19 protein-coding genes, 1 tRNA gene and 1 pseudogene are annotated in these 22,168 nt (G+C 68.6%); 8 read left to right on the top strand and 13 right to left on the bottom strand.

The window, feature by feature from the left end; all coding sequences use genetic code 11:
• Nucleotides 1–6 precede the first annotated feature (6 nt).
• Complete coding sequence (locus ACYVL2_RS15845; protein ID WP_460545049.1) at nt 7–786, bottom strand: hypothetical protein; 780 nt, start codon at nt 784–786, stop codon at nt 7–9.
• Nucleotides 767–1,165 (bottom strand): hypothetical protein, encoded by a 399-nt coding sequence (locus ACYVL2_RS15840; RefSeq protein ID WP_460545048.1) that lies wholly within the window; start codon nt 1,163–1,165, stop codon nt 767–769. The genes ACYVL2_RS15845 and ACYVL2_RS15840 overlap by 20 nt, the downstream gene beginning before the upstream one ends.
• Nucleotides 1,166–1,287: 122 nt before the next feature.
• Here ACYVL2_RS15840 and ACYVL2_RS15835 point away from each other — a divergent pair, with 122 nt between their 5' ends.
• Nucleotides 1,288–4,569, top strand: coding sequence for a CHAT domain-containing protein (locus ACYVL2_RS15835; RefSeq protein WP_460545046.1), 3,282 nt, complete (start codon nt 1,288–1,290; stop codon nt 4,567–4,569).
• A gap of 36 nt (nt 4,570–4,605) precedes the next feature.
• On the opposite strand, the gene ACYVL2_RS15830 is transcribed toward ACYVL2_RS15835, so the two are convergent.
• From ACYVL2_RS15830 to ACYVL2_RS15810, 5 genes are all read right to left on the bottom strand, one after another.
• Nucleotides 4,606–5,010, bottom strand: coding sequence for a VOC family protein (locus tag ACYVL2_RS15830; protein ID WP_460545044.1), 405 nt, complete (start codon nt 5,008–5,010; stop codon nt 4,606–4,608).
• A gap of 146 nt (nt 5,011–5,156) precedes the next feature.
• Nucleotides 5,157–5,750, bottom strand: coding sequence for a 3'-5' exonuclease (locus ACYVL2_RS15825; protein WP_460545042.1), 594 nt, complete (start codon nt 5,748–5,750; stop codon nt 5,157–5,159).
• Between the two features lie 104 nt (nt 5,751–5,854).
• Nucleotides 5,855–7,417, bottom strand: a complete 1,563-nt coding sequence (locus tag ACYVL2_RS15820) for an alpha/beta hydrolase (protein ID WP_460545040.1) — start codon at nt 7,415–7,417, stop codon at nt 5,855–5,857.
• Between the two features lie 730 nt (nt 7,418–8,147).
• Nucleotides 8,148–8,327 carry a DUF397 domain-containing protein gene (locus ACYVL2_RS15815; protein ID WP_460545038.1) on the bottom strand — a complete coding sequence of 60 codons (180 nt, stop codon included), beginning with the start codon at nt 8,325–8,327 and terminating at the stop codon, nt 8,148–8,150.
• Nucleotides 8,314–9,198: a helix-turn-helix domain-containing protein gene (locus tag ACYVL2_RS15810; RefSeq protein ID WP_460545035.1), complete on the bottom strand. Its 885-nt coding sequence runs from the start codon at nt 9,196–9,198 to the stop codon at nt 8,314–8,316. The genes ACYVL2_RS15815 and ACYVL2_RS15810 overlap by 14 nt, the downstream gene beginning before the upstream one ends.
• A 274-nt stretch (nt 9,199–9,472) precedes the next feature.
• On the opposite strand from ACYVL2_RS15810, the gene ACYVL2_RS15805 reads away from it, so the two are divergent.
• Together ACYVL2_RS15805 and ACYVL2_RS15800 are read left to right on the top strand one after the other, a co-directional pair.
• On the top strand, nt 9,473–9,721 hold the full coding sequence (locus ACYVL2_RS15805; protein ID WP_460545033.1) for a hypothetical protein: 249 nt from the start codon (nt 9,473–9,475) through the stop codon (nt 9,719–9,721).
• Nucleotides 9,722–9,915: 194 nt separating this feature from the next.
• On the top strand, nt 9,916–10,299 hold the full coding sequence (locus ACYVL2_RS15800; RefSeq protein ID WP_460545031.1) for a hypothetical protein: 384 nt from the start codon (nt 9,916–9,918) through the stop codon (nt 10,297–10,299).
• 278 nt (nt 10,300–10,577) lie between these two features.
• Here ACYVL2_RS15800 and ACYVL2_RS15795 read toward each other — a convergent pair whose 3' ends face one another.
• A complete protein-coding gene (locus ACYVL2_RS15795; protein WP_460545029.1) occupies nt 10,578–10,826 on the bottom strand; it encodes a hypothetical protein in 249 nt (82 codons plus the stop codon).
• Nucleotides 10,827–11,243: 417 nt separating this feature from the next.
• Between ACYVL2_RS15795 and ACYVL2_RS15790 the strand changes: the two genes are divergently transcribed.
• A complete protein-coding gene (locus ACYVL2_RS15790; RefSeq protein WP_460545027.1) occupies nt 11,244–12,185 on the top strand; it encodes a glycoside hydrolase family 16 protein in 942 nt (313 codons plus the stop codon).
• A gap of 415 nt (nt 12,186–12,600) precedes the next feature.
• Here ACYVL2_RS15790 and ACYVL2_RS15785 read toward each other — a convergent pair.
• A tRNA-Arg gene (locus ACYVL2_RS15785) sits at nt 12,601–12,676 on the bottom strand.
• Nucleotides 12,677–12,877: 201 nt separating this feature from the next.
• Here ACYVL2_RS15785 and ACYVL2_RS15780 point away from each other — a divergent pair.
• The gene (locus ACYVL2_RS15780) at nt 12,878–13,696 is read left to right on the top strand and encodes an RNA methyltransferase (protein WP_460545025.1); all 819 of its coding nucleotides are present in this window, start codon (nt 12,878–12,880) and stop codon (nt 13,694–13,696) included.
• Here ACYVL2_RS15780 and ACYVL2_RS15775 read toward each other — a convergent pair.
• Entirely contained in the window at nt 13,625–14,383 is a 759-nt protein-coding gene (locus ACYVL2_RS15775) for a hypothetical protein (RefSeq protein ID WP_460545023.1), read from the bottom strand. The genes ACYVL2_RS15780 and ACYVL2_RS15775 overlap by 72 nt on opposite strands.
• Before the next feature lie 95 nt (nt 14,384–14,478).
• Here ACYVL2_RS15775 and ACYVL2_RS15770 point away from each other — a divergent pair, with 95 nt between their 5' ends.
• Nucleotides 14,479–15,621, top strand: coding sequence for a winged helix DNA-binding domain-containing protein (locus ACYVL2_RS15770; RefSeq protein ID WP_460545021.1), 1,143 nt, complete (start codon nt 14,479–14,481; stop codon nt 15,619–15,621).
• 56 nt (nt 15,622–15,677) lie between these two features.
• Here ACYVL2_RS15770 and ACYVL2_RS15765 read toward each other — a convergent pair whose 3' ends face one another.
• The 3 genes and pseudogenes from ACYVL2_RS15765 to ACYVL2_RS15755 all read right to left on the bottom strand — a co-directional run bounded on the left by ACYVL2_RS15765 (nt 15,678) and on the right by ACYVL2_RS15755 (nt 18,645).
• A complete protein-coding gene (locus ACYVL2_RS15765) occupies nt 15,678–17,366 on the bottom strand; it encodes a DUF885 domain-containing protein (protein WP_460545019.1) in 1,689 nt (562 codons plus the stop codon).
• Nucleotides 17,363–18,319, bottom strand: a pseudogene (locus ACYVL2_RS15760) (prephenate dehydrogenase); the annotation flags it as partial. The pseudogene ACYVL2_RS15760 and the gene ACYVL2_RS15765, both read right to left, overlap by 4 nt.
• Complete coding sequence (locus ACYVL2_RS15755) at nt 18,277–18,645, bottom strand: GroES family chaperonin (protein ID WP_460545017.1); 369 nt, start codon at nt 18,643–18,645, stop codon at nt 18,277–18,279. The gene ACYVL2_RS15755 and the pseudogene ACYVL2_RS15760, both read right to left, overlap by 43 nt.
• A gap of 194 nt (nt 18,646–18,839) precedes the next feature.
• On the opposite strand from ACYVL2_RS15755, the gene ACYVL2_RS15750 reads away from it, so the two are divergent.
• Nucleotides 18,840–20,117 carry an AI-2E family transporter gene (locus ACYVL2_RS15750; protein ID WP_460545014.1) on the top strand — a complete coding sequence of 426 codons (1,278 nt, stop codon included), beginning with the start codon at nt 18,840–18,842 and terminating at the stop codon, nt 20,115–20,117.
• Complete coding sequence (locus ACYVL2_RS15745; RefSeq protein WP_460545012.1) at nt 20,114–22,051, top strand: ATP-dependent DNA helicase; 1,938 nt, start codon at nt 20,114–20,116, stop codon at nt 22,049–22,051. The genes ACYVL2_RS15750 and ACYVL2_RS15745 overlap by 4 nt, the downstream gene beginning before the upstream one ends.
• Nucleotides 22,052–22,168 lie beyond the last annotated feature (117 nt).

Below are 22,168 nucleotides of genomic sequence, written 5' to 3'. Positions count from 1 at the left end.
GGCCGGTCACCGCTCACCCGACGGCTCGGTCTCCTTGCGGGTGATGAACTCGTACTTGCGGTAGTCCTGCAGGTAGGCCGTGATCCGGAAACCCAGCGACCGCGTCAGCGGGCCGGTCTCGGCCAGCCCCAGGCGGACCGCCAGCTCGAGCGCGTGGACCTGGACCGACGCCTCCACGATCCGGGCGAAGTCGTCCATGGCCGTCCAGCACCGCCGCCGCCCGTCCAGCAGCAGCCCGGCCCCGACCAGCGCCATCGGCCACCACCAGGCACCCAGGGCCAGATACAGCAGCCCCCAGCCGAGCCTGGTCGCACCGTCGCGCACCGCCGTCCGCGCCGCGACCACCTCCTGCCGGTTCAACTCCGGCATGTGCAGCCACACCGGCGGCCACACCGTCGCCAGATCCAGGCTGAAGCTCGCCGCCAGCTTGCCGCGCAACCGCGCCAACCGGTCGATCGGCAGGACCCGGCCGAGCCGCTTGGCCTTCCGCCCGGTGAACCAGCGCGCCTCCAGCAGCGAACCGATCGCCTGCGCCAGATAGGCCACGCCCGTCGCGGCGGCGGCGAAACCGATCGCCGCCACGATCGCGCTACCGGCGTCCAGCTCGGGCAGCTCCGTGGCCATTTCGTCGATGCGGGAGGCCAGCATCCCGACGTCGAGCGCGTCCCGGTGCCCGAGCGCCACCGCCGCGAGCAGTGCCGCGACGAACGCGGCCCCCGGCAGCGCCAGCTTCGCCCCCCAGCGTTCGCCGAGACGCCCGACCAGGTCAGTCAGCAAGGCGCTCATCGCCGTCCCAACGCAGTTCGGCACCGGTGATCGCGCATTGCGGCGGCGTCCGGTGCTCGTCCGGCACGAACTCGAGCGACCGCGAGCAGCGCGCGGCTCCGCTGCGCGGGCACACCATCGACACGTCGGCGCGGCCGCTCTCGACCCGGTGGAGACCGCCCATCGCGATCCGGGACTGGGCCGGCCGCCAGCCCGGCAGCGCGTGCAGGTCCAGCAGGTCGCCGATCACCTCGACGGCGGCGTGCACGTCGTCGCCGTCCTTGCCCAGGCGCGAGAACAGGTCCTCGGCGTCGCGCTCGCGCAGCTCGCCGCGGATCTCGTCGGCGTTCTCGCACAGGAAGCGCAGCCGCTTGCGCCGCAGCCCGTCCGATCCGTCCATCGGTGCTCACTTTCGGGGGAAATCAGGGGGACGCCTCCAGGCTACCGACGCTGCGACCGCGCGGCTGCACCGCAGGCGGTCGCGGGACCCCGCCGGTCGCGAAAGGACCGTATGGTGGATCAGTGGAACACGCCTCTCGCGTAACCGAACTCGCCGCGTACCTTCGCACCGCGACACAGGACACGGTCGGTGCGATCCGCCTCGACGGCCCGCGGCGGGCCGCGGCCGAACTCAGGGACCTGCTCGACCTCCGGCAACCGGACTTGGACGCGATGGCCTCGCTCGGCTGGTACCACTGGCTGCGCCACGCCTCATCCCGGCTCGATGAAGACTCCCAAGAGGACGCCATGATGGCCGTCCAGGCCATCACGCCGTGTTTCCTCCTGGCCGACGACGTCGCGCACCTCCCGTCCGCGCTGTTGACCACAATGGTCGAGACCATGCCCGACCCGATGGAGCTGCTGGAAGCCTGGGGCGTCCGCTCCCAAGACCTGACCACCGCCGACCGGCTCGCGATCTGGAGCCGTATGCTCGCGCCCACCCCGGCGCTGTCGCCGAACCTGGTGCCGCGCCTCATGGCCGTCCGCGACCTCGCCATGGACCTGCTCATCGAGACCGGCGACTTCACCGTCCTCGACGAGCTCGACGAGCGCCTGGCGATCATGCTCGCGTCGATACCGGAGGGCCACCCGAACCGCGCCTGGACGCTGCTGGTCGACAGCACCTTGGCGGCCGCCCGCTACAGCGAGACCCGAAGTCGGGCCGACCGCGACGCGATGCTGGCCCGACTTCAGCGGGCCGAGGACGGCGCCGACGACGACCAGCGGGACCTCCTGCGGCTCCAGCGCGCGAGCCTCGAAATGGAGGAGTGGGACCTCGACGACCCCGCCAATCAGGCGCACGCCGAGCGCGTGTTCCGGGAGATCCTCGACAACGCCGGCCAGCCTCCGTCCCTCCGGGCCGACCTGCTGAGCATGCTCGCGCGTCTGGTGGCGGCACGGTTCGAGCGCGGCGACGCGGCCGCACTCGAGGAGGGCATCGGACTGCTGCGGGAGGCGCTGGCGATCGCGCCGAGCGCCGAGCAGCGACAGCAGGTCGCGCAGCTGCTGGGTTCGCTGCTGTCGTGGCGCTGGCTGCATCGCGGCGACCCCGCTGACGCCGAGCGGATCTCGACGCTGGCACGGGAGCTGCGCCCGGACCTGGCCGCGGACGGCCATGCCTTGACGCGGCGGTTCCGCACGACGGTCGACACCTCGATGAGCGGTGACGGTTCGGTGCAGCCCGCGGACCTGTTCGAGCGGGACTCGGTCCTGCGGCGGGCAGGGCAGGCGTTGAACGAGTCGATGGGGATGTTCGACCTGCTCCTGTTGATCCAAGAGGGACCGCAGTGGGAGATGACGCCGTTGGAGCAGCGCGTGACGTCCCTGTTCTTCGAGGGGTTCAAGAACTTGGAGGACCCGGGGGCGCTGCGGGCGAACATCGCCGAAGCCGATCGGATCGAGCGGGACGCCGAGGCGGAGGGCCGGGTGCCGTGGCGGGTGCGGGTCTTGCCGTTGGTCCTGCGGAACTACGCGGGCGTGGAGGCCGAGGACGCGACGCTGCTGGGCGAGTTTGTGCGCCGGACGCGCCGGGTCCTGGCGGAGGTCGATATCCCGGACATACACCGGGTGAACCTGCTCGGTGAGATCGTCCGGGCCGAACAGGTCCGCTGCCGCGTCGAGTCGCGCAGGGGCCGTGTCCGGCCGGAGACGATGCGCAGCGCGATGCGGGCGATCGCCGACATCGACGCGACCCTCGGGACCGAGTCGGTGTCGCCGAGCCAGCGGATCCATCTGGCGCAGAACGCGGCGCGGATGGCACGCGCGGCGCGGCGACCGGAGGCGGCGGCGGGGATCCTGGCCAAGGCGGTGATGCTGCTGCCGCGGGCGGCCTCCTGGCACGCTCGGTCCGAGCGGCGCCGCAAGCATTTGACGCGGTTCGCCGGCATCACCTGCGCCGCGACGGCGTTCACCCTCGCCGAGCCGGGATCCGACGCCGACGGCCGTGCGCTGCAACTGCTCGAGGCCGGGCGGAACGTGTTGCACAACCAGATCATCGCCTCGCGCGCCGATCTGGGAGAGCTGCGGCGGGCGGCGCCGAGGCTGGCCGACCGGTACGAGCGCATCATGGGCGAGCTCGGGGAGGACGACGGGGCCGAGTCCGGTTTGGAACCCGAACGCAGGCACCGTGCCGCCGAGGGGCTCAAGCGCGTGACCGCCGAGATCCGCGCGCTGGGCGGCTTCGAGTCCTTCGGTGACGCCCCGCCCGTCGAGGAGCTGCTGGCTGAATCCGCCGAGGGCCCGATCGCGGCGTTGAGCATCAGCGGCCAGGGCAGTTATGCGCTGATCGTGCGGCCCGACGGCATCGAACGGGTGGAGCTGCGGTACGCGACCTTCGAAAGGGCGGCCGCCAACGTCAACGCCTATATCGGCGCGATCCGCGAGCTGTACACCGGCACTGGACTGCTGGCCCAGCGGCGGGCGCAGCGCGCGGTCGAGGAGGTGCTGACGTGGGTGCATGAGGCGGTGACCGCGCCGGTGCTGGGCCGGCTCGGATTCGGGCCGTCGGATCCGGAGGACTGCCCGCGCATGTGGTGGGCGCCTGGAGGCCTGCTGAGTCTGCTGCCGCTGCACGCCGCCGGCGACTACCGCCGCGAGAACCCGATCATCACCGCCGACCGGGTCGTCTCCTCGTACACGCCGACGATCGGGCAGTTGCGTTATGCGCGCCGCCGGGTCTCGGAGGAAGCGGCGCGGGGGTTCGCGGTCGCGATGCCGACGACGCCGGGGGACGGCTACACGGACCTGCCGTTCGTGGAGCCGGAGGTGGCGGCGGTGCGCGAGGCATTCCCGAACGTGTTCGCTTCTGAACTGACCGGCCGGGCGGCGACTCGCGACGCCGTCGTGGAACGGCTGCGGGCCAGCGGGATCGCGCATTTCGCTTGCCACGCCACGACCGATCCGGCGGACCCGGCCTCGAGCCGGATCCTGCTGGCCGACCACGCTGAGCGGCCCTTGACGGTCGAGGACCTCGCCGGACTCGACCTCGACCACGCCAGGTTGGCGTTCCTGTCGGCGTGCAGCACCGCCCAGAACACGAACGGGTTGCTCCTGGACGAGGCGCTGCATTTGGCGGCGGCCTGCCAGGTCGGCGGGTTCCGCCACGTGATCGGCACGCTGTGGCAGGTGGAGGACGATGTGGCCGCGCAGTTCGCGGCCGGGTTCTACCGGCGACTGGCCACAGCGGACGGAACGCTCGACGAGAACCGCGCGGCGAGGGCCGCGCACCTGGTGATGCACGAGCTGCGCGAGGCCGCGCCCGGCAACCCGCACCGCTGGTCGGCCTGGACCCACTACGGCGCCTGACCGGTTCGAGCGGGTCTGCGCCCGGTGGCCCGCGTGTTACCCGGGCCAGATCACTTTGCCGTCGACCCAGGTGACTCCTCGATTGCGGCACAGGCAGAAGGGGTGTCCGACCGGGTCGGTGTAGACCTGCCAGCCGTAGCCTTCGTCGTTGATGAAGTTCTTCTGGAACGTGGCGCCGAGTTTGAGGATGCGTTGCTGCTCGGGCTCGAACTCATCGACTTCGAAGTCGAGGTGGTACTGCTTGGGGTGCTCGTCGCCGGGCCAGGTCGGGGGCTTGTAGTTCTCGACCCGGTAGAATGCCAGCTCGATCTCGCCGAAGCGGATGCCCGCCCACTGGTCGTTGCTGTCGGGCTTGACCTCCATGCCCGTCACCTCGGCGTAGAAGGCCGCCAGCTTCATCGGGTCGGGGCAGTCGATGATGAAATCGGTGAGTTTCAGCATCCGTCGATACTGCCACAGCGGCGAAGCGGCTCTGCAACGTATTTTTGGCATCGTCGGCCGCCGGCGAGCGTGGCGTTAGGTCGCCGTACTCGGCGTCGCCTCCGCCGCTCAGAGGTGGGGCGGACGTTCTGCCGACGGTCGGGCCCTCAGTGTCTGCGGCAGCCGTCGAAGCCGAGCGAGTGGATCCGTCCCCAGCGGACTCCCGCCGAAGTCAGCAGGGCGTCGACCGTGCTGACGCCGTGCGTGCGCTGCTGAGCCAGCAGGACGCCGGCGGCGGCTCGAGCGTCGGCCTCGGCCCGGTGGTGGTCGCCGAAGGCGATCCCGGCCGCGCGGGCGACTCGCGGGAGCGTGTAGGACGCCAATTCCCAGGTCTGCCGCGCCAGGACCAGGGTGCACGCGTACTGCAGTGTCGGATTCGGAATGCCGGTGGCGGCGTTGGCGCCGCGGATGACCGACGTGTCGAAGGCCGCGTTGTGCGCGATGAGCGGCGAGGCGCCGATGAAGTCGAGCATCTGCGACCACACCTGCCGCCAGGTCGGTGCGTGCCGCACATCGGACTCGCGGATGCCGTGGACGGCGGTGTTGCGGGCCTCGAACCGGTCATGGCCTTGCGGCGGCCGGATGAGCGTGGCGAACGTTTCCTTCTCCTCGCCTTCGCTGACACGGACGAGCGCCACCGAGCAGGCACTGGCTCTGCTGCCGTTCGCGGTCTCGAAGTCGATCGCCACCCATGAGTCCATCGTGGTCCCCCTCGTCGTCGAGGCTGCAGTCTAACGCGAGGCGGTCGACCCGAGGGCCGCAAGGGGCCGGGCGCCCACGCCCGGCCCCTCACCGCAACGGACCGTCAGTACAGCGGCCGCACCGGCCGCTGGTGGCGGACGTCGAGCGCTGAGAGCGTGCTCGGCTCCTCAGGCACGATGACCTCGCCCGGCGATTCCAGTCCCGGGCAGCTCAAGCCGTCTTTGGGCGGGTCGAGCCCGATGAGGTAGGCGTCGACCGCCTCGTTCACGCACTCGGAGTGCGCGCCGTAGATCGTGTGGCCCCAGCCCTCGTACGTGATGAGGTTCGCGCCCGCCTGCTCCGCGGCCTCGACCGTCCACGGGTAGACGGTGGCCGCGTCGTGCACGGTCCCGATGAAGACCATCGGAGGCGCGCCCTCGATCTCCAGGGGCGCTTGTGGGTTCGTGGTCTTCCCCGAATAGCCCGCGCAGAGCAGAGCGGTGTCGTTGTACGGACTCCACTCCACGACCGGGTACTGCTCGACGAGATCCGACTTGAGGCCCTCCAGCTCCTTGTGGTTCCGGATCGGGTAATGCCAGTCCTGGCACCACATCGGGGTGTAGGCGTCGTTGATCAGTTCGGGCTCCGTGTTCATCGGCATCGGGAGGGACTCGCCGTCCAGCATGGCGCGGAACTCGGTGGCCAGTAGCGACCACATGTACGGGTCGACCGTGTAGTAGGCGTAGAACCCGGTCAGCCACTCGAAGGTCAGCACTTCACCGGTGTACGGATCGGTGAGCTCCCCTGCGCGGGTCAGCTCCTTGATCTCGAGGTACGTCTCGACGGTGCCCTCGCCGTGGAGCGCGCACTCCGGGGTGGTGTCGCACCATTCGGCGAACTCGTGGAAGGCCTCCTCGACCGGGGCGGTCTGCGAGTCCATGAACTCCCAGGCCGACGAGACGCTGTGGTCCATGTTGCCGTCCAGGACCATGGTGCGGATGTGCTCGGGGTAGCGCTCGGCGTACTGCTGGCCCATGAGGCTGCCGTATGAGTAGCCGAGGAAGTTGAGGTCGCCTTCGCCGATAGCGCGCCGGATCCGCTCGATGTCCTCGACGACGTGCAGGTTGTCGACGTGGTCGTAGAGCGGACCGGTCTTCCATCGGCAGTCGTTGGTGTACCGGAAGTTGTTGAACGCCAGCTTCCGGAACTCCTTCTGGTTCTCGGGGCTGCTGTACTCGCCGACCTTCTCGGCGAGAGCGGCATCGCACTGGACCGGTGTGCTCGACTCGACGCCGCGCGGATCGAAGCCGATGACGTCGAACCGCTCGGCGGCCTCAGCGGTGAGCGGGTTAACGAACTTGGTGATTTCGGCGCCGGGAACGCCGGGTCCGCCGGGGTTCCAGACGATGGTGCCGATGCGCTGGTCGGGGTCGGTGGCCGACCGGCGTGCGAGTGCGATGTCGATCGTGCCGCGCCAGGGCCGCTCATAGTCGAGCGGGACTTCGAGGACGGCGCAGTCGACCGTTTCGCCTTCGGGTGCGTCCTCGCAAGGCTGCCAGTCGAGTGAGGACAGCGTGTCGGTTTCGGGGGAGTCGGGATCTGCTTGGAGGGCGGCGGGCGCGAGCAACGCGATGAGCGTGCCGGCGAGCGCCGCCGCTGTGATTCGGGTGGTCCTTCGGGGTTTCACGTCGTCTCCTTCTGGTGGCTGGTTTCGCGCCATGTGGAGCAGTGGGGGACGTTCTGCGGCCGCAGAGGTGTATTGAGTTCGGCGACCTGGTGAGGAGGATCCCTGAGCCGGGCGCCGTTGCCCGGGCTCGTATGGCATGACGCAATGGGACAGGTCACCGGTTGCACCCGACAGGGAAGAATTAGGACGAATAAGTTGATCTTGGACCCTCGCCGGTTCGTGCTGAGACGCTTGGTGATGGAACGTACTCGCGGTCGCCTGGGCTGCGGCAGGGATTCACGGTGTCGATGCGCTGGCGCCGGGGATCGTCGCGGCCGGCTGCCGACGGCGTCCGCGACCACGGCGCCGCGGCGGTACCTCTCGCGCATCCGATCAAGGGCGGCGTTTCGGCGCTGGCCCAGAAGGGATCACTGACCCGGGCTCGTGTGGGAGCTGCGGCAATAAGGGGGCCCGGGCGCGGCCCGGTTCGAGTGGACCGGAAGGCGGATCGACTGCATCACGACGCGGAGACGGCTTGAGTGGGAACGGAAGATCGGCGCTGGTGTTCGCCTGGCGGGTATTGCGGTGGGGCGGTGGCCTTTACGGGATAAGGCAAGCTCTCGGGCGGAGCCGCACCCTTTGCATCCTGGGGTCTCCGAGCTAGAGGTCGCCGGGCGGCATTGGGCATAGGGCGAACGGCCGCAAGGCGGAGCCTCGAGGCTTGGGGCGTGTTGAAGGCGGCGGGAGCCGGCTAGCGGCGCTTGAGGTCTTCGAGCAGGGAGGTGAAAGTGCCCGGGTCGAGGTTCAGGATCGGGGAGGAGCCGCCGAGCTTGGAGTCCCGGACCTGGACGGCGATCTGGTTTTGGCGCAGCTCAACGCAGTTGCCTTGGGTTTGGCTGCGGCTGGACTTCTGCCATTCATGGTTCAACATTGCTCAGGTACTCCTCGACACGCACGACATAGCTCAGTGTGTCCGAGAATACCTCGCGCACGCGGGCGACTGACCTGCGCTCATCGATGTATCGAGCTCCGTAGTGTGATTCCAGGTAGAGGATTTCGGGAGTGTACGGTCCCTCGAACGACAGCAGGTTGAACGAGCTGGCCATCGACGGGTGGATTCCTTGATCCAGCGGCAACACGTAGAAGCTGGCTCGCTCCAGGGCTGCCAACTCCAAGATCCGATCGATCTGCTTGTCATAGAAGTCCGTGTTCCGGATACGCAGGAGACTTGCCTCGTTGAGGATGAATCGCATTTGTGCAAGCTTTCCCGGCGGGCGGATGAAGACCCAGTTCTGCCGGAGCAGCTTGAGCCGGTTGGCATCTGCTGCGTCAGCGGTTGTTACGAACGGGTTGGTTGCGGCCACGGCATTCATGTAGTCCTCAACCTGCAAGAGACCTGGTACGAATTCGGCTTCGTAGGAATCTATCGAGATCGCTTCCTTCTCCAACGTCAGGAAGGCATGGAACCACTTCGGAGTGCTTGCGAAGACGTTCTCCCAGCCGTTGGCGTCGGGGTCTCGCGTCTGCTTCGCCAAGGCCTGAAGCTCGTTGACGATTCTCTCAGAAGCGCCGTACATGAAGGCCCAGCCGATGACCGTGCCAGGATCTACCTTCTGATTCTTCGCCGATTCGATGCGGTCGAGCCGGTCCTTGTTGGTACCCAACATGTCTGCCGCAGCCCGGAGGCCCATGCCACGGTCCTCGCGGAGTCCTCGAAGGATTACGCCGATGCGCCATTGCGCCAGAGAAGGTGTAGCCATCTTCTCATGATGCCGAACGAACACGGTCGGTGAGTAGTCCACTCTTGCAACGTTTTCTGCTGTCTCATTTTCAGCGGCTCAAAACGAGACAGCATGAGCGCCGTCGCTCTTCCACGGTCGTGGATTCTCTTCTTTCCACATCCCCCGACCTGCGCTTACGTTGTGTTGAGCTGATCCGACACGGCGCGGGGATCGGAATCGGTGGAGCCGGTCCCCGCGTGTCCAACGCTATCGGAATCACCATGGGGGAACCGTGTACCGGCGAGTCTCATACTCACCCGTCATCACCGAGGACCGCGAATGGGGAAAGGCCACAGTGGCCGGAAGGTTGGTCAGGCTGTGGGCCAACCTGCACAGCGGCCGTGTCATCGTCCAGACCGATGAGCCCGAACCGCGCGATGTCGGCCTCGCCGTTAACATCGACTGCGATGAACGCCCCGGCTACATGATGCTCAACCCCCAGCAACTCGAATGGTCCGAACCCGCGCGTGAGCAACTGCTCCGCGCGGCGATCACCCACTTCAACCGCATGAACTCTTCGTCATGTGGGAGCGGAGCCGTATGATCAAAACCGCCGTCATCGGAGGCATACGCCTCGAAAACGAAGTCATCGAGGTGACGGCCCTCCACGGCCCGCCCACCTCGATGGCCTGACTGGAACGCGCCCAGCCGGAGCCGCACCTTGTCCTCGGCTACGTCGCCGAGCTCGGGAGTGCTTCCCCTCGGCTCTACCTGTACCGATCCGAATGGGCTGCTGGAATGCACACCGACATTCGCAGGCTGACCGTCGAAGCCTGGGATCGTGCCGTCCGCGAGCGGCTGGTCCAGCCCGCGAACATGCGGGAGAACCTGATGCCGCTCGGAGAGGCGGAGATCGACGGCCTGACCGTTGACTTCGAGTGGTCCCACGCCTTGCAAGGGGTAGGAGCGGCGTTCCGTCACCTTGCGCCGCAGTACATCGGCTATGTGTGCCGGCACCGCGACAACGGACTCAGATTCATGCCCGGCAACCTGCACCGCTCGTGGTCCGACGAACCGGAACACCGGCAGGCGCTCTACGCCATCGGCAGTGACCTGTACGAGCGCCGGAAGAAGCTCCTCGGATTCGACCCGCTCAAGCGCGAGACGTCCTCGCGACGCTGAAGACGAGGAAGGGAACCGGTCTCGGTGCGGCTAGAAACCCGCAGCCCAGCAGCTCGCCGGATGGCTGCAGGAGTACGACGTGACGTTCTTCCTGTCGCACTCGTCCCTCTCAGTCGGCGAGCGGCGCAGAGCCGGGGCCTTCGCTGACGCGCGCGACTGCGTCATCGTCGCCGCCCGCCTGTCCGACCTCAAAGGCGCCGCCGCAACCCTCCACTCCCGCCGCCGCCTCACCCCCGACAACGCGTACCGAACCCGTTCAGCGCGACACCGGCTCCCCGCTAAAGGAAGAGCATTACGACTCGAAGTACCTGGTCGGCGAGGATCGCGAGGCCCGCCGCCAGCTGTACGAACGCGAGCGCCTTGCCCCACGCCGGCGTGAACAAGCTCGTCAGGTCCTCGAAGGCCATGCGCAGCACCTGCAGCATCAGCAATATGGTGACCAGCACGGCTACCACTGTCAGCGGCACCGTGACCCAGGCCGTCGTCTCCGAGAGTTGGATGAGGCGGACCAACAGCGAGAAGGACACGGCCCAGGCGATGAAGCGGTGTACCGCCCCTCGGTCACGTGCCGTTCGCCGCCGTGGTCGAGATGCGGGTGGGCGTGCGATCGGGATGCGGCGACCCGTTGCACGCGCATAGCCCAAATCGACAGGAGGATGACATAGCCGTAGACGGCGATGATGGCGACGGTGAGAATCATGATGGGCGGAGTTCCTGTCGCTACGGGTGGGACGGGGGCTCAGGGACGGTCGAAGTCGGTGCCGGGGGCGGAGGACATGGACTCATGTAACCACGAAAGCCAGTCCGGAGTCCACACCCGACTCCGGATCGAACTGTGGGACAAGCGCCCCGGCAGAGCAGCACGACGCCCGACCGCATCGGATGCCTTGCGGTCAGATGCACTGGGGCCCAACCATGCAGAGAAAATCGACTACCCTGATGCAATGCACCCCCGCACCTCTCACGCACACAGCAAAGGCCAGATCTGGGCGGTGATCAGCGCCGTCGCAGCGGTACTGGCGCTGGTGCCCGCCTACTCGATCTTCTTCGTCAACGAAGAGGATCCGAACGACGATGAGACGGAGACCGAATCGACCCCGGCCGCGCCGTCGGCAATACCGGTGGACCAGGCGACCTTGGTCTGGAGCGACGAGTTCGACGGGCCTGCCGGCAGCGCGCCCGACCCCTCCAAGTGGGGGCACGATACCGGCGGTTCCGGTTGGGGCAATGAGGAGCGCCAGTATTACACCAGCAGCACCGAGAATGTCGCGCACAACGGCAACGGGAGCCTGGCCATCACCGCCCTCGACGACAACGCCGAGAACCTCGAATGCTGGTACGGGACATGTGAGTACACCTCTGGCAAGCTCACCACCGCTGAGACGTTCACCCAGCAGTACGGGCGATTCGAGGTCCGTGCCAAGATGCCGCTCGGCCAGGGCTTGTGGCCCGAGGTCTGGATGCTCGGAGAGAATATCGACGACGTCGATTGGCCGAATTGCGGTGAAATCGACATCTTGCACATCAGCGCAGAACCCCACACTGTCACCGGTGTCATCCACGGTCCCGGCTACTCCGTTGACGAAGCCATCAGTGCCGAGTACAGCCTTCCCGAAGGCGAGACGTTCGCGGACACCTTCCATACGTTCGCGATCGACTGGTCGCCGGGCACTATCACCTGGTCGGTGGACGGTGAGACCTACGCGCAGGTGAACTCGGCCGACCTTCGCGGGGGCGAATGGGTCTTCGATCAGCCGTTCTATCTGAACTTGAAGTTGGCCGTGGGAGGAACCGTGCCCGGCCCTCCCGACACGACCACGCAGTTCCCGCAGCAATTGCTGGTGGACTACGTGCGCGTCTACGCACCTGGTGAGGCGAACGGCTGAGTCGCCCGGTTCCGGCCGAACCTCCTCGATGACCTCTCACACCGACGGGACTTGGGGGCGTATCGCACCCTTTCCATATTCGCGCATCAGCTCCTCGATGCGATCGTCCTGCCCGTCGGCCTACACGCCGTCGAATTCGAGCCACTCGCCATCGGGCGCGCTACTCGAACGGATCCGTATTGGCGAGGGCTCGCTTGAGTCGGCGCTGCGCACCGATGAACCAGTCGACGACGGCGATCCAGCGCTCCTTCGCGAGGATGGTTCCCGGGCCGTACTCGCCGATCCGGCAGCCCTTCCGGTTCGGCAGCGGCTCGAAGGAGAATCCGCTTCCATGTCGAAGACTTTCGCGAGCTGGTGAAGGAGGGCTAGGAAAATGAATGTGGGCCGGGTTGGTACCCGGCCCACATTCATTGTTTGGCGCGCCCCGAGGGATTCGAACCCCCAACCTTCTGATCCGTAGTCAGATGCTCTATCCGTTGAGCTAGGGGCGCCTGCCCGGCCGTAGCGAACTTTGCGAACCGATCATCCGGTTCCGCCCGTTCGACCAGGCCGCGCACCAGCTTACCCGTATGCGATCCGGGGTTGCAAGCGGGTGCGTCGTTGTGCGCTGGATCTCCGGGATCACCGCATGTGTACGAGTCGAAGCGGTACGTAGAATGGATGTTCGGGGCGTCGCCAGGGAGATGGGGCAAATGCGTAAGCACCTGCGAGTGACCACCAGAAACGCGCGATTCCAGCAGTGGGAGGCGATGCTGACCAACCGGAAGAAGCGCAACCAGGCCGGGGGCTTCATGGTCCAGGGCGTCAGGCCGATCGACCTGGCGCTGGAGCACCGCTGGACGCTCAAGGACGTGATGTTCAACGCCGACCGGGAGCTCTCGCAGTGGGCCCAGCGGGTCCTCGAGAGCGTGGACGCCGAGCGGTACGCGCTCTCGGGCGAGCTCATGGCCGAGCTCGGCGAGAAGGACGAGGACGTCCCCGAGCTGCTCGTGGTCGTGGCGCTGCCGGATCCCGCTCTCGGCGAGCTGAAGGCCGGACCGGATTTCCTCGGCGTCGTCTTCGACCGGCCGGGCAGCCCCGGCAACCTCGGGTCGCTCATCCGCTCGGCCGACGCCTTCGGCGCCCACCTGGTCGTGACCACCGGCCACGGCGCCGACCCGTACGATCCGCGCGCGGTGCGCGCCTCCACCGGTTCGATCTTCTCGACCCGGATCGCCCACGCCGACACACCGCGCGACGTCGCCTGCTGGCTCGCCGACCAGGCCGGCGAGCCCATCCGCATGGTCGGCACCGACGAGCACGGCCCGATCGAGATCGCCGACTACGACCTGACGCTGCCGTCCCTGCTGGTCATCGGCCGCGAGGCCGACGGCCTTTCGCGGGCCTGGAAGGAAACGGTGGACGCGACCGTCCGCATCCCGATCGGCGGCTTCGCCTCGTCACTCAACGCCGCGGCGGCCGGCTCGATCGCGCTCTACGAAGCCGTCCGCCAGCGCACCGGCCGCTGGTAAGCAGCTCGCCAGCACCGCGCGGGCCAGCGCCCGCCACGCCTCCGGCAGCAGCCGAGGCCGCTCGCCCGCAGGGGCCTCCAAGGCCGCCCACAGCTGCGTCTCGGCCGCCGGCACCTCCTCGTCGAGGAAGTACCGCTCGACGTATTCGCGCCGGTGCTCCCGCCCGGGGAAGAAGTGCCCGCTGGCGGCGAACAGCGCCACATAGGCCCGGTGAAGTCCGACGTTGAGCACCTCGGCCAACTCCCAGTGGTCTTCGGCGTCGCCGAGCCGCTTGGCGATCGCCTCGGCCTCGTGCTCGACGGCCTCACGGGAGGCGTCGGCGAGGGCCTGTGGGAACTCGGTCACGTCGGCGCGCGCCCGCGAACCGAGCTCCGAGTCGTCGGCCAGCAGGATGCCCTCGGCGAACCGGGCCATGACGTGCAGCGGCTCGTCCCTGGGGTACTGCCATCCGTCGCCGTGCCGCAGCCGGTCGAGGAAGCCGTCGAACGCCGCGACGGTCAAGTGGACGGCCTCGGCGTTGACGTCGGCGGGCACGGTCGCGGCCTCCCAGACGCATACCAGCTCGGCGTCCTCTCCGAACCCGGTCAGAGCCGGGCCGTGCGCATAGGCGAACGCCAGTCGCTCGTCGTCGTTCATTTCGGCGAGAACGTCATTGGCGAGCCTGAGGACCGCTTGCGGTAGCGACATGCCAATAAGTGTGGCTGTTCTTTGCAACTTTTGTCCACTCGAAGTGGGCCACGCTCATGATCCTCGATGTCGCCGGTCGCCGCTAACATGTGCCGATGGCACCCACCGGACCCGTTCGTCCCGACGAGAAATTCACTCCCGAGGAGGTAGCCGCCTGGCGGGCGCACGCCCAGCGCCTCTGGGGCGAGCATCGGGGATCGCCGATGGAGGCGTTCGCGCACCTCGGCGCCGTCCAGTCGCAGGAGATAGCCGCTTCCAAGCTCACGCCGGCGATGCGGTCGCTCCCGGGCGAGGGCGGCGGGGCCTTCGCGCCCGTCTCGGCGATCGACGCGCTGATCCGTGACGGCGCGGTCGTGCGCACCCACGTCCTGCGCCCCACCTGGCACACCGTCCCGGTCGGCGACATCCGGATGATGCTGGCGGCCACCGCCGACCGCGTCCAGCAGATCGCCGCCTCGATGTACCGGAAGCTCGGACTCGACGAAGCGGTCCTGGAGCGCGCCGCCGAGGTCCTCGGCGAGGCCACCGCCGGCGGCCGGCATCTGACCCGCGACGAGGCCGCCGCCGAGCTCACCGAGGCCGGGATCGCCGACGTCAAGGGCCTGCGCCTGATCCACCTGCTGTTCCACGCCGAAGTGGCGGCCGTGATCTGCTCGGGGACGCCCAGAGGCAAGGAGCAGACCTACGCCAACTTCGACGAGCGCGTGCCGGCCGGCCGCATCGACCGCGAGGACGCGATCCGGGAGCTGGCGCGGCGATTCTACGCCTCGCGCGGCCCGGCGACGCTGAAGGACTTCACCCGCTGGGCGAGCCTCAAGGTCGCCGACGCGAAGGCCGCCGTCGAGGACCTCGGTCTCAAGACCGTCCGGATCGACGGTCGCACCTGCTACTACGAAGTGGAACCGCCGGGCCCCCGCGACGGCGGGCCGGTGGTCGACTTCGTCCAGGGCTGGGACGAGATGCTGTGCTCGTACACCGACACCAAGGACTGGGTCATGCACCCGTCGGTGCCCCGCGCCGACTTCCCGGACCGGCCCCGGTTCACCTCCGCGATCCTGCTCGACGGCCAGCTCATCGGCCACTGGAAGGCCACCGTGAAGGCCGAGACGGTCGAGATCGAGACCTACCGGCTGCGCGGCTTCACCGCCGCCGAGATCGCCGCGATGCGCCGAGGCGCCGACCGCCTGCGCGCCTGGTACGAGCGCCCCGAAATGGAACTCGGCCTCGACCACGCCTGAGCGGGCCGAGACCGAGTGGCTGCGGCAGTGGGGCCCGATGTGCCCCGAAAGGACGGTCAGATGCGCTTGAGAGCTTCGGCGAAGGGGCCCAAGCCCATCGAGCCGAGGTTGAGCGCGTCGGTGTGGAACTGCTTGAGGGTGAAGTCGGATCCGCGGCGGGCCGCGTAGTCGTTGCGCGCGGCCATCCACAGCCGCTCGCCGACCTTGTACGACGGTGCCTGGCCCGGCCAGCCGAGGTAGCGGTTGCACTCGAAGCGGAGCATGTCGTCCTCGATGCGGCAGTGGGCGCGCATGAACTCGAACATCTTCTCGGCGTCCCAGGTCTCGCCGGGGCGCCAGCCGAACGGGTTGTCCTCGGGGATGGTGAACTCGCAGTGCAGTCCGATGTCGACGATGACGCGGGCGGCGCGGAACGCCTGGCCGTCGAGCATGCCCAGCTTGCCGGCCGGGTCGTCGTCGTAGTAGCCCAGTTCGTCCATGAGGCGCTCGGAGTACAGCGCCCAGCCTTCGGCGTGACCGGAGGAGAAGACCATGGTCCGCTGGAAGCGGTTGAGCAGCTCCGAGCGCGCCTGGGTCTGCCCGATCTGCAGGTGGTGGCCCGGGACGCCCTCGTGGTAGACGGTCGTGACCTCGCGCCACTTCGAGAACGTCTCCTGCCCGCTGGGCACCGACCACCACATCCGGCCCGGCCGGGAGAAGTCCTCACTCGGGCCGGTGTAGTAGATCGCTCCGTCCTCGGTCGGCGCGATCATGCATTCGATGCGACGGATCTGCTCGGGGATGTCGAAGTGCGTGTCGGCCAGCTCGGCGATGGTCCGGTCGGCCAGCTCCTGCATCCAGTCGCGGAAGGCCTCCTTGTCGTTGACCGTCTGCTTGGGGTCGGCGTCGAGGTAGGCGATCGCCTCGTCCAGCGACGCGCCGGGCTTGATGGCCTCGGCCACGGCCGCCATCTCGCCTTCGATCCGCGCCAGTTCCTTCCAACCCCACTCGTAGGTCTCTTCGAGGTCGATCTCGGCGCCGATGAAGTAGCGCGAGGCGCGCGAGTAGCGGTCGCGGCCGACCGCGTCCTTTTCCGGCGCCTGCGGTGCCAGCTCATCGCGCAGGAAGTTCGCGAACTTCGTAGTGGCCGCCCGCGCCCAGGCGGCGCCGTTGCTCAAGTCGATCCGAAGCCGACCGGAGGTGATCGGCTCGCCGTCGATGGTCGCTCGCGTGGCCAGCCCCGCCCAGAAATCGTCGCCGTGGGCGCCGTTCCAGTTGTCGCAGTGCTTGGCGACCTCGAGGATCTGCCGCTTCGCGGCGACCCGTCCGGCGGCGGCCTCGGCGCGCAGCGTCTCGGTGTACTGCGCGAAAGCCTCGGGGACGGCCGCGAGCCGCTTGGCGATGTTCGCGACGGCCTCCTCGCCCTCGTGCGGCATCAGGTCGAAAATCTGCCGGATGTCGTGGATGCCGGAGGTGATCACGTTCAGGCCCAGGAAGGTGTCTCCGGCGTCGTAGCGCTCGACCGAGAGCTTGAGGCGCTCGAGCATCGCCTCCTTGGCGACGCGTTCGCGCTCGTCGACCGGTTCGGCCGCCTCGGCCGCGGCGATCGTCCGGCGAGCCAGTTCGGCATCCTCGGCGATGCCGTCCGGAGAGAGGTCGTCGAGCAGGTGGTCGGAACCCGGCACACCCATGTAGGTCGCCGTCATGGGGCTGCGCTCGAGCACGTCGTCGACGTACTTGTCGGCAATCTGATCGATTTTTCTCATGACGTGGACTTTACGCGAGGTCGGCGCACAGTGGCGACCTCATCGTCCTGTATCGATTCGATCCACCCCCCGTCCGAACCCAGCTCCAGCAGTGCCTCCCTTGAGATCTCCAGCTCCTCGGGTTCACCGGCCTCTGGAGGCCATGTCGCCCTGGCGTGCCGGGCCCGTTCGAACCAGTCGACGACCCGCTCGGGCTGCTCGTCGTATGAGTACAGCCCCAGCCGCGCGTCCTCGATCTCGACGCCGAGGTGTTCGAGCGCCTCCAACAGGCGTTCCCGGTTGCCCTCGACCATGCCCTGGAACAAGTGGGTCGGGCTCGCGGCCACCCGCGTGCCGTCGCGGAAGGAACCGGCCGCCAGCGACCGGGAGAGCGGATCGTCGGCGATCAACGTCAGCGCCGCGGCCGCGACATGCTCCACATGAGAGACGCGGGCGGCGGCCCGGTCGTGGGCGGCGGCGGTCGCGGGCACCACATGCGCCCCGACGGCGGTCCACAGCCGCGCCAGCGTCGCCCAGTCGCCCAGGTCCGAATCGGGCTCGAGGCACAGCACCCATTTGCGGTCGCGGAACAGGCCCGCTTCGGCCGCGGCGAACCCGGAGGTCGACTTGCCCGCCATCGGATGCCCGCCGATGAACCGCCGGTGGCCGCCGAAAAGCTCCAGGACCCGGCCCTTGACCGACGCCGCATCCGTCAGCACGCCGTCGAAGACCTCGGGGGAGAACAGGGCCGCGGCCTCGGCCAACGCGGCGACCGGCACCGCCAGGACCGCGACATCGGTCCGCCGGAGCGCCTCGGGATCGGCGGCGAGTTCGATGCGGGCCTCGGCCCGGGCCCGCGTGCGCTCGTCGGCGTCGTAGCCGAGCACGTCGTGCCCGGCCTCGGCCAGCGCCAGTGCGGCCGATCCGCCGATCAGCCCCAGCCCGAAGACCCCGATGCGCATAACAAGTACAGCCCGGTGCCGTCTTCGTCGACGCGTTTGGCGGCGACCGCGTGGATGTCGCGCTCGCGCAGCAGAATATAGGCGCGCCCCTGGAGCTCGACCTCGGCTTTGTCCTCGGGGTCGAACAGCACCCGGTCGCCGCTGACGACCGAGCGCACCAGCGGGCCGACACCGACCGCCTCGGCCCAGTGGAGGCGCTTGCCCATCGTCGCGGTCGCGGGGATGACGATGCCGCCGGCCGAGCGGCGCTCGGCGTCGGGGTCTTCCTGGACCAGGAGCCGGTCGTGCAGCAGCCGGATCGGCAGTCCTGTCTCGGATTCCAACGGTGTATCGGTCACAACGACCGAGCTTACCGCCCGGTCGGGCCCGGTTCCCAGAGCCGGCGTCGCGTCTCACGCCGACGGCCCCGGCTGCCGCCACTCGGTCGCACCGAACCGGTACCGTACGTGTTGACGTCACACCCGCGTCGTTTGGAGACAATGTGAGCCGATTCCGTCGTACCGCAGACCGTGCGAAGAGACTGTGGATCGGCATGCGCCTCAATTCGTACGCCGAGCGCGTGGCCGCCCAGAATTCCGGGCCCGACGACGATGAGGCGCTCCCTCCGGGCGCCGAGGTCCCGCCCGAGATCGCCGAGGACGGCGAAGACGTCCCCGAACGCCGGTACGTGCCCACCAGCCTGGCCGTCGGCGCGGCCTGGTCGTGGCGGCTCATCATCATCGCCGCCGCCGTCATCGGCGTGTTCTACCTGCTCAGTCAGATCGCCATCGTGGTCGTCCCGGTGGCCGTCTCGTTCCTGCTCGCGGCGATGCTCCAGCCGGTCGCGGCCTGGCTCATCCGCCACGGCTGGAACAAGTCGCTGGCCTCGATCCTGGTGCTCATCAGCGGTCTCGCCGTCGTCGGCCTGGTGCTGACCTTCGTGGTCGACCAGTTCATCGAGGGCATCCCTCAGTTCACCGAGCAGTTCGTCGCCGGTCTCCAGAAGCTGCAGGAGTGGGTCGAGGGCGGTCCCTTCGGCCTCGACGGCGCCGAGATGGCCGAGATCATCGCCAACGCGCAGACCAACATCGAGAACTGGTTCCGGCAGAACCAGCAGCAGCTGGTCCAGAGCGGCCTGGACATCGCCGGGTCCACCGTCACCGCGCTCGGCTACTTCTTCACCGGCCTGTTCCTGGTGCTGTTCACCACCTACTTCTTCATGCGCGACGGCCACAAGATCTGGACGTTCCTGACCGGCATGATGCCCGCCGCCTCCCGCGAGCCGATGCGCTACGCGGGCGGGGCCGGCTGGCAGACGCTGGTGCAGTACATGCGGACGATCATCATCGTCGCCGCCGTCGACGCGATCTTCATCGGCCTCGGCCTGGCCCTGCTGGGGATACCGCTGGCGCTGCCGCTGGCGACCCTGGTGTTCCTCGGCGCGTTCATCCCGATCGTCGGCGCCACCGTCTCCGGCGCGGTCGCCGTGGTCGTCGCCCTGGTCGGCACCGACAACGGCCTGTGGAACGCCGTGATCGTCCTGGCCATCGTGCTGGCCGTGCAGCAGCTGGAGTCGAACTTCCTCCAGCCGGTCCTGATGAGCCGCGCGGTCAAACTCCACCCGCTGGCGATCGTCCTGGCCATCACCGCCGGCGGTTTCGCCTTCGGGATCATCGGCGCGCTCGTCGCCGTCCCGCTGCTGGCGATCACCAACGGCATCGTCCTGGCGCTCAACCGCTACCGCGCCCACCAACGCGAGATCGAAGCCCGCATCGCCGCCTCCGGCGGCGACGCCACCAACATCGGCGAGGAGCCAGTGGGGAACCAATGACCGCCAGCGCCCTGGACATCCTCGACGCGGCCGTGGCCGCGACCCCCGGCGGCAAGACGCGCGACGGCCAGCGCCAGATGTGCGAGGCGGTCGCCGAGGCGATCGACTCGGGCCGTCACCTGCTCGTCCAGGCCGGCACCGGCACCGGCAAGTCCCTGGCGTACCTGTGCGCCGCGCTCGCCGCGGGCAAGCCGGTCGTCGTCTCCACCGCCACGCTCGCCCTCCAGCACCAGCTCGTGGCCGTCGACCTGCCGCGCCTGGTCGAGGCCGTCGCCCCGATCCTGGGCCGCAAACCGACGTTCGCGCTGCTCAAAGGTCGGCACAACTACATCTGCAAACGCAAGCTCGCCGGCGAGGAAGAAGACGACGACGGCGCCCTCGAAGGCACCGAGGAACTCAAGTGGGCGGGGCAGCAGCGTGCGTTCGCCGGACAGGTGCAGCGCCTGTTCGCGTGGGCGAACGACACCGACACCGGCGACCGGGACGACCTCGACCCGGGGGTGAGCGACCGCGCCTGGCGGCAGGCCTCGACGTCCTCGACCGAATGCCCGGGCGCGAAGGAGTGCCCGCAGGGCGCCGACTGCTTCGCCGAGGCCGCGCGCGCCCGCGCCCACGAAGCCGACATCGTCGTCACCAACCATGCGCTGCTGTCGATCGACATGATGAAGGACCGCGGCGTCCTGCCCGAGCACGCCGTGCTCATCGTCGACGAGGCGCACGAGCTGGTCGACCGGGTCACCTCGGCCGCGCGCGCCGAGCTGGGTCCTGCGCGGCTGCGCTGGCTGGCGCAGCGGGGGCGGCGGCTGCTGGACGCCGACGTGGCCGATCAGCTCCGTGAGGCCGCCGACTCGCTCGAGAACGCCCTGAACCTGGTGGGGGAGCGCCGCTTCGCCGGCGACCTGCCGGATCCGCTCACCGAGGCGCTTCACCTGATCAACTCGGCGTGCGCGAAAGCGACCGTGGTCATGGGTTCGCTCGACGCGGAGACGAAGAAGCAGTTGGGGGCCCAGCAGCTGCGCGCCGGGATCGCCGAGACGCAGGAGACGGCCGGGCGCTGCGTCGCCCCGTCGCCGGAGGACGTGATCTGGTCGGAGCCGCACGGCCCGCAGCTGGTGGCCGCGCCGCTGTCGGTCGGCGGGCTGCTGTCGGCGATGCTCTATGAGGACCGCACCGTCGTCGCGACTTCGGCGACGCTGACGCTCGGCGGGAAGTTCGACACCCTCGCTCGCAGTATCGGTCTGGCGTCGGGCGAGGACGGCTGGGACTCGCTCGACGTCGGTTCGCCGTTCGACTACCGCAAGCAGGGCATCCTCTACGTCGCCTCGAGCCTGCCCCGGCCGACCGCCTCGGGACTGTCGGAGGAGACCGGCAAGGAGCTGCTGCGCCTGGTCGAGGCCAGCCGCGGCGGGACGCTGGGGCTGTTCTCCTCCAAGCGCGCCGCCGAGGCCGCGGCCGAGCTGCTGCGGTCCCACCTTGACTTCGACATCCTCCTGCAGGGCGAGGAGACGCTCGGGAGCCTGGTCAAGCGCTTCAAAGAGGAGGATTCGACGTGCCTGCTGGGCGTGATGAGCCTCTGGCAGGGCGTCGACGTGCCGGGCATGACGTGCCGCTTGGTCGTGGTCGACCGGATTCCGTTCCCGCGGCCGACCGAGCCGCTCACCGCCGCGCGCTCCGAGGCGGCCGACAAGGCCGGCCGGTCGGGGTTCAGCGAGGTGTCGGTGCCGGCGGCGGCCGTGCGGCTCGCGCAGGGCGCCGGGCGGCTCATCCGTCGCACCACCGACCGGGGCGTGGTCGCGATCCTCGACTCCCGGTTGGAGACCAGCCGCTCGTACGGGCGTTTTCTACGGGACTCCTTGCCGCCCATGTGGTACACGACGAAGTCGGATGCCGTCGTCGGCGCGCTGGGCCGGCTCGCGGACAGCACCGCCGAATAGCGTCGCGCAGGCTCGCCGCGAAACAAGGTGAACACTCGGTGAACTCACTGTGAATTCGTGTATAACTGCAGCTTAGAGCCCATACGTGTACCTGCACACACCCGCATTCGCGCCATT

It is taken from the genome of Glycomyces halotolerans (assembly GCF_054779575.1).
This window is presented reverse-complemented; position numbering and strand designations above follow the sequence as displayed.

What these genes read in the sequence shown, in the direction of transcription:
- ACYVL2_RS15845 (WP_460545049.1), bottom strand. Translation starts at nt 786, where the DNA reads ATGAGCGCCTTGCTGACTGACCTGGTCGGGCGTCTCGGCGAACGCTGG.
- ACYVL2_RS15840 (WP_460545048.1), bottom strand. Translation starts at nt 1,165, where the DNA reads ATGGACGGATCGGACGGGCTGCGGCGCAAGCGGCTGCGCTTCCTGTGC.
- ACYVL2_RS15830 (WP_460545044.1), bottom strand. Translation starts at nt 5,010, where the DNA reads ATGCTGAAACTCACCGATTTCATCATCGACTGCCCCGACCCGATGAAG.
- ACYVL2_RS15825 (WP_460545042.1), bottom strand. Translation starts at nt 5,750, where the DNA reads ATGGACTCATGGGTGGCGATCGACTTCGAGACCGCGAACGGCAGCAGA.
- ACYVL2_RS15815 (WP_460545038.1), bottom strand. Translation starts at nt 8,327, where the DNA reads ATGTTGAACCATGAATGGCAGAAGTCCAGCCGCAGCCAAACCCAAGGC.
- ACYVL2_RS15800 (WP_460545031.1), top strand. Translation starts at nt 9,916, where the DNA reads ATGCACACCGACATTCGCAGGCTGACCGTCGAAGCCTGGGATCGTGCC.
- ACYVL2_RS15790 (WP_460545027.1), top strand. Translation starts at nt 11,244, where the DNA reads ATGCACCCCCGCACCTCTCACGCACACAGCAAAGGCCAGATCTGGGCG.
- ACYVL2_RS15780 (WP_460545025.1), top strand. Translation starts at nt 12,878, where the DNA reads ATGCGTAAGCACCTGCGAGTGACCACCAGAAACGCGCGATTCCAGCAG.
- ACYVL2_RS15775 (WP_460545023.1), bottom strand. Translation starts at nt 14,383, where the DNA reads ATGTCGCTACCGCAAGCGGTCCTCAGGCTCGCCAATGACGTTCTCGCC.
- ACYVL2_RS15770 (WP_460545021.1), top strand. Translation starts at nt 14,479, where the DNA reads ATGGCACCCACCGGACCCGTTCGTCCCGACGAGAAATTCACTCCCGAG.
- ACYVL2_RS15765 (WP_460545019.1), bottom strand. Translation starts at nt 17,366, where the DNA reads ATGAGAAAAATCGATCAGATTGCCGACAAGTACGTCGACGACGTGCTC.
- ACYVL2_RS15750 (WP_460545014.1), top strand. Translation starts at nt 18,840, where the DNA reads ATGCGCCTCAATTCGTACGCCGAGCGCGTGGCCGCCCAGAATTCCGGG.
- ACYVL2_RS15745 (WP_460545012.1), top strand. Translation starts at nt 20,114, where the DNA reads ATGACCGCCAGCGCCCTGGACATCCTCGACGCGGCCGTGGCCGCGACC.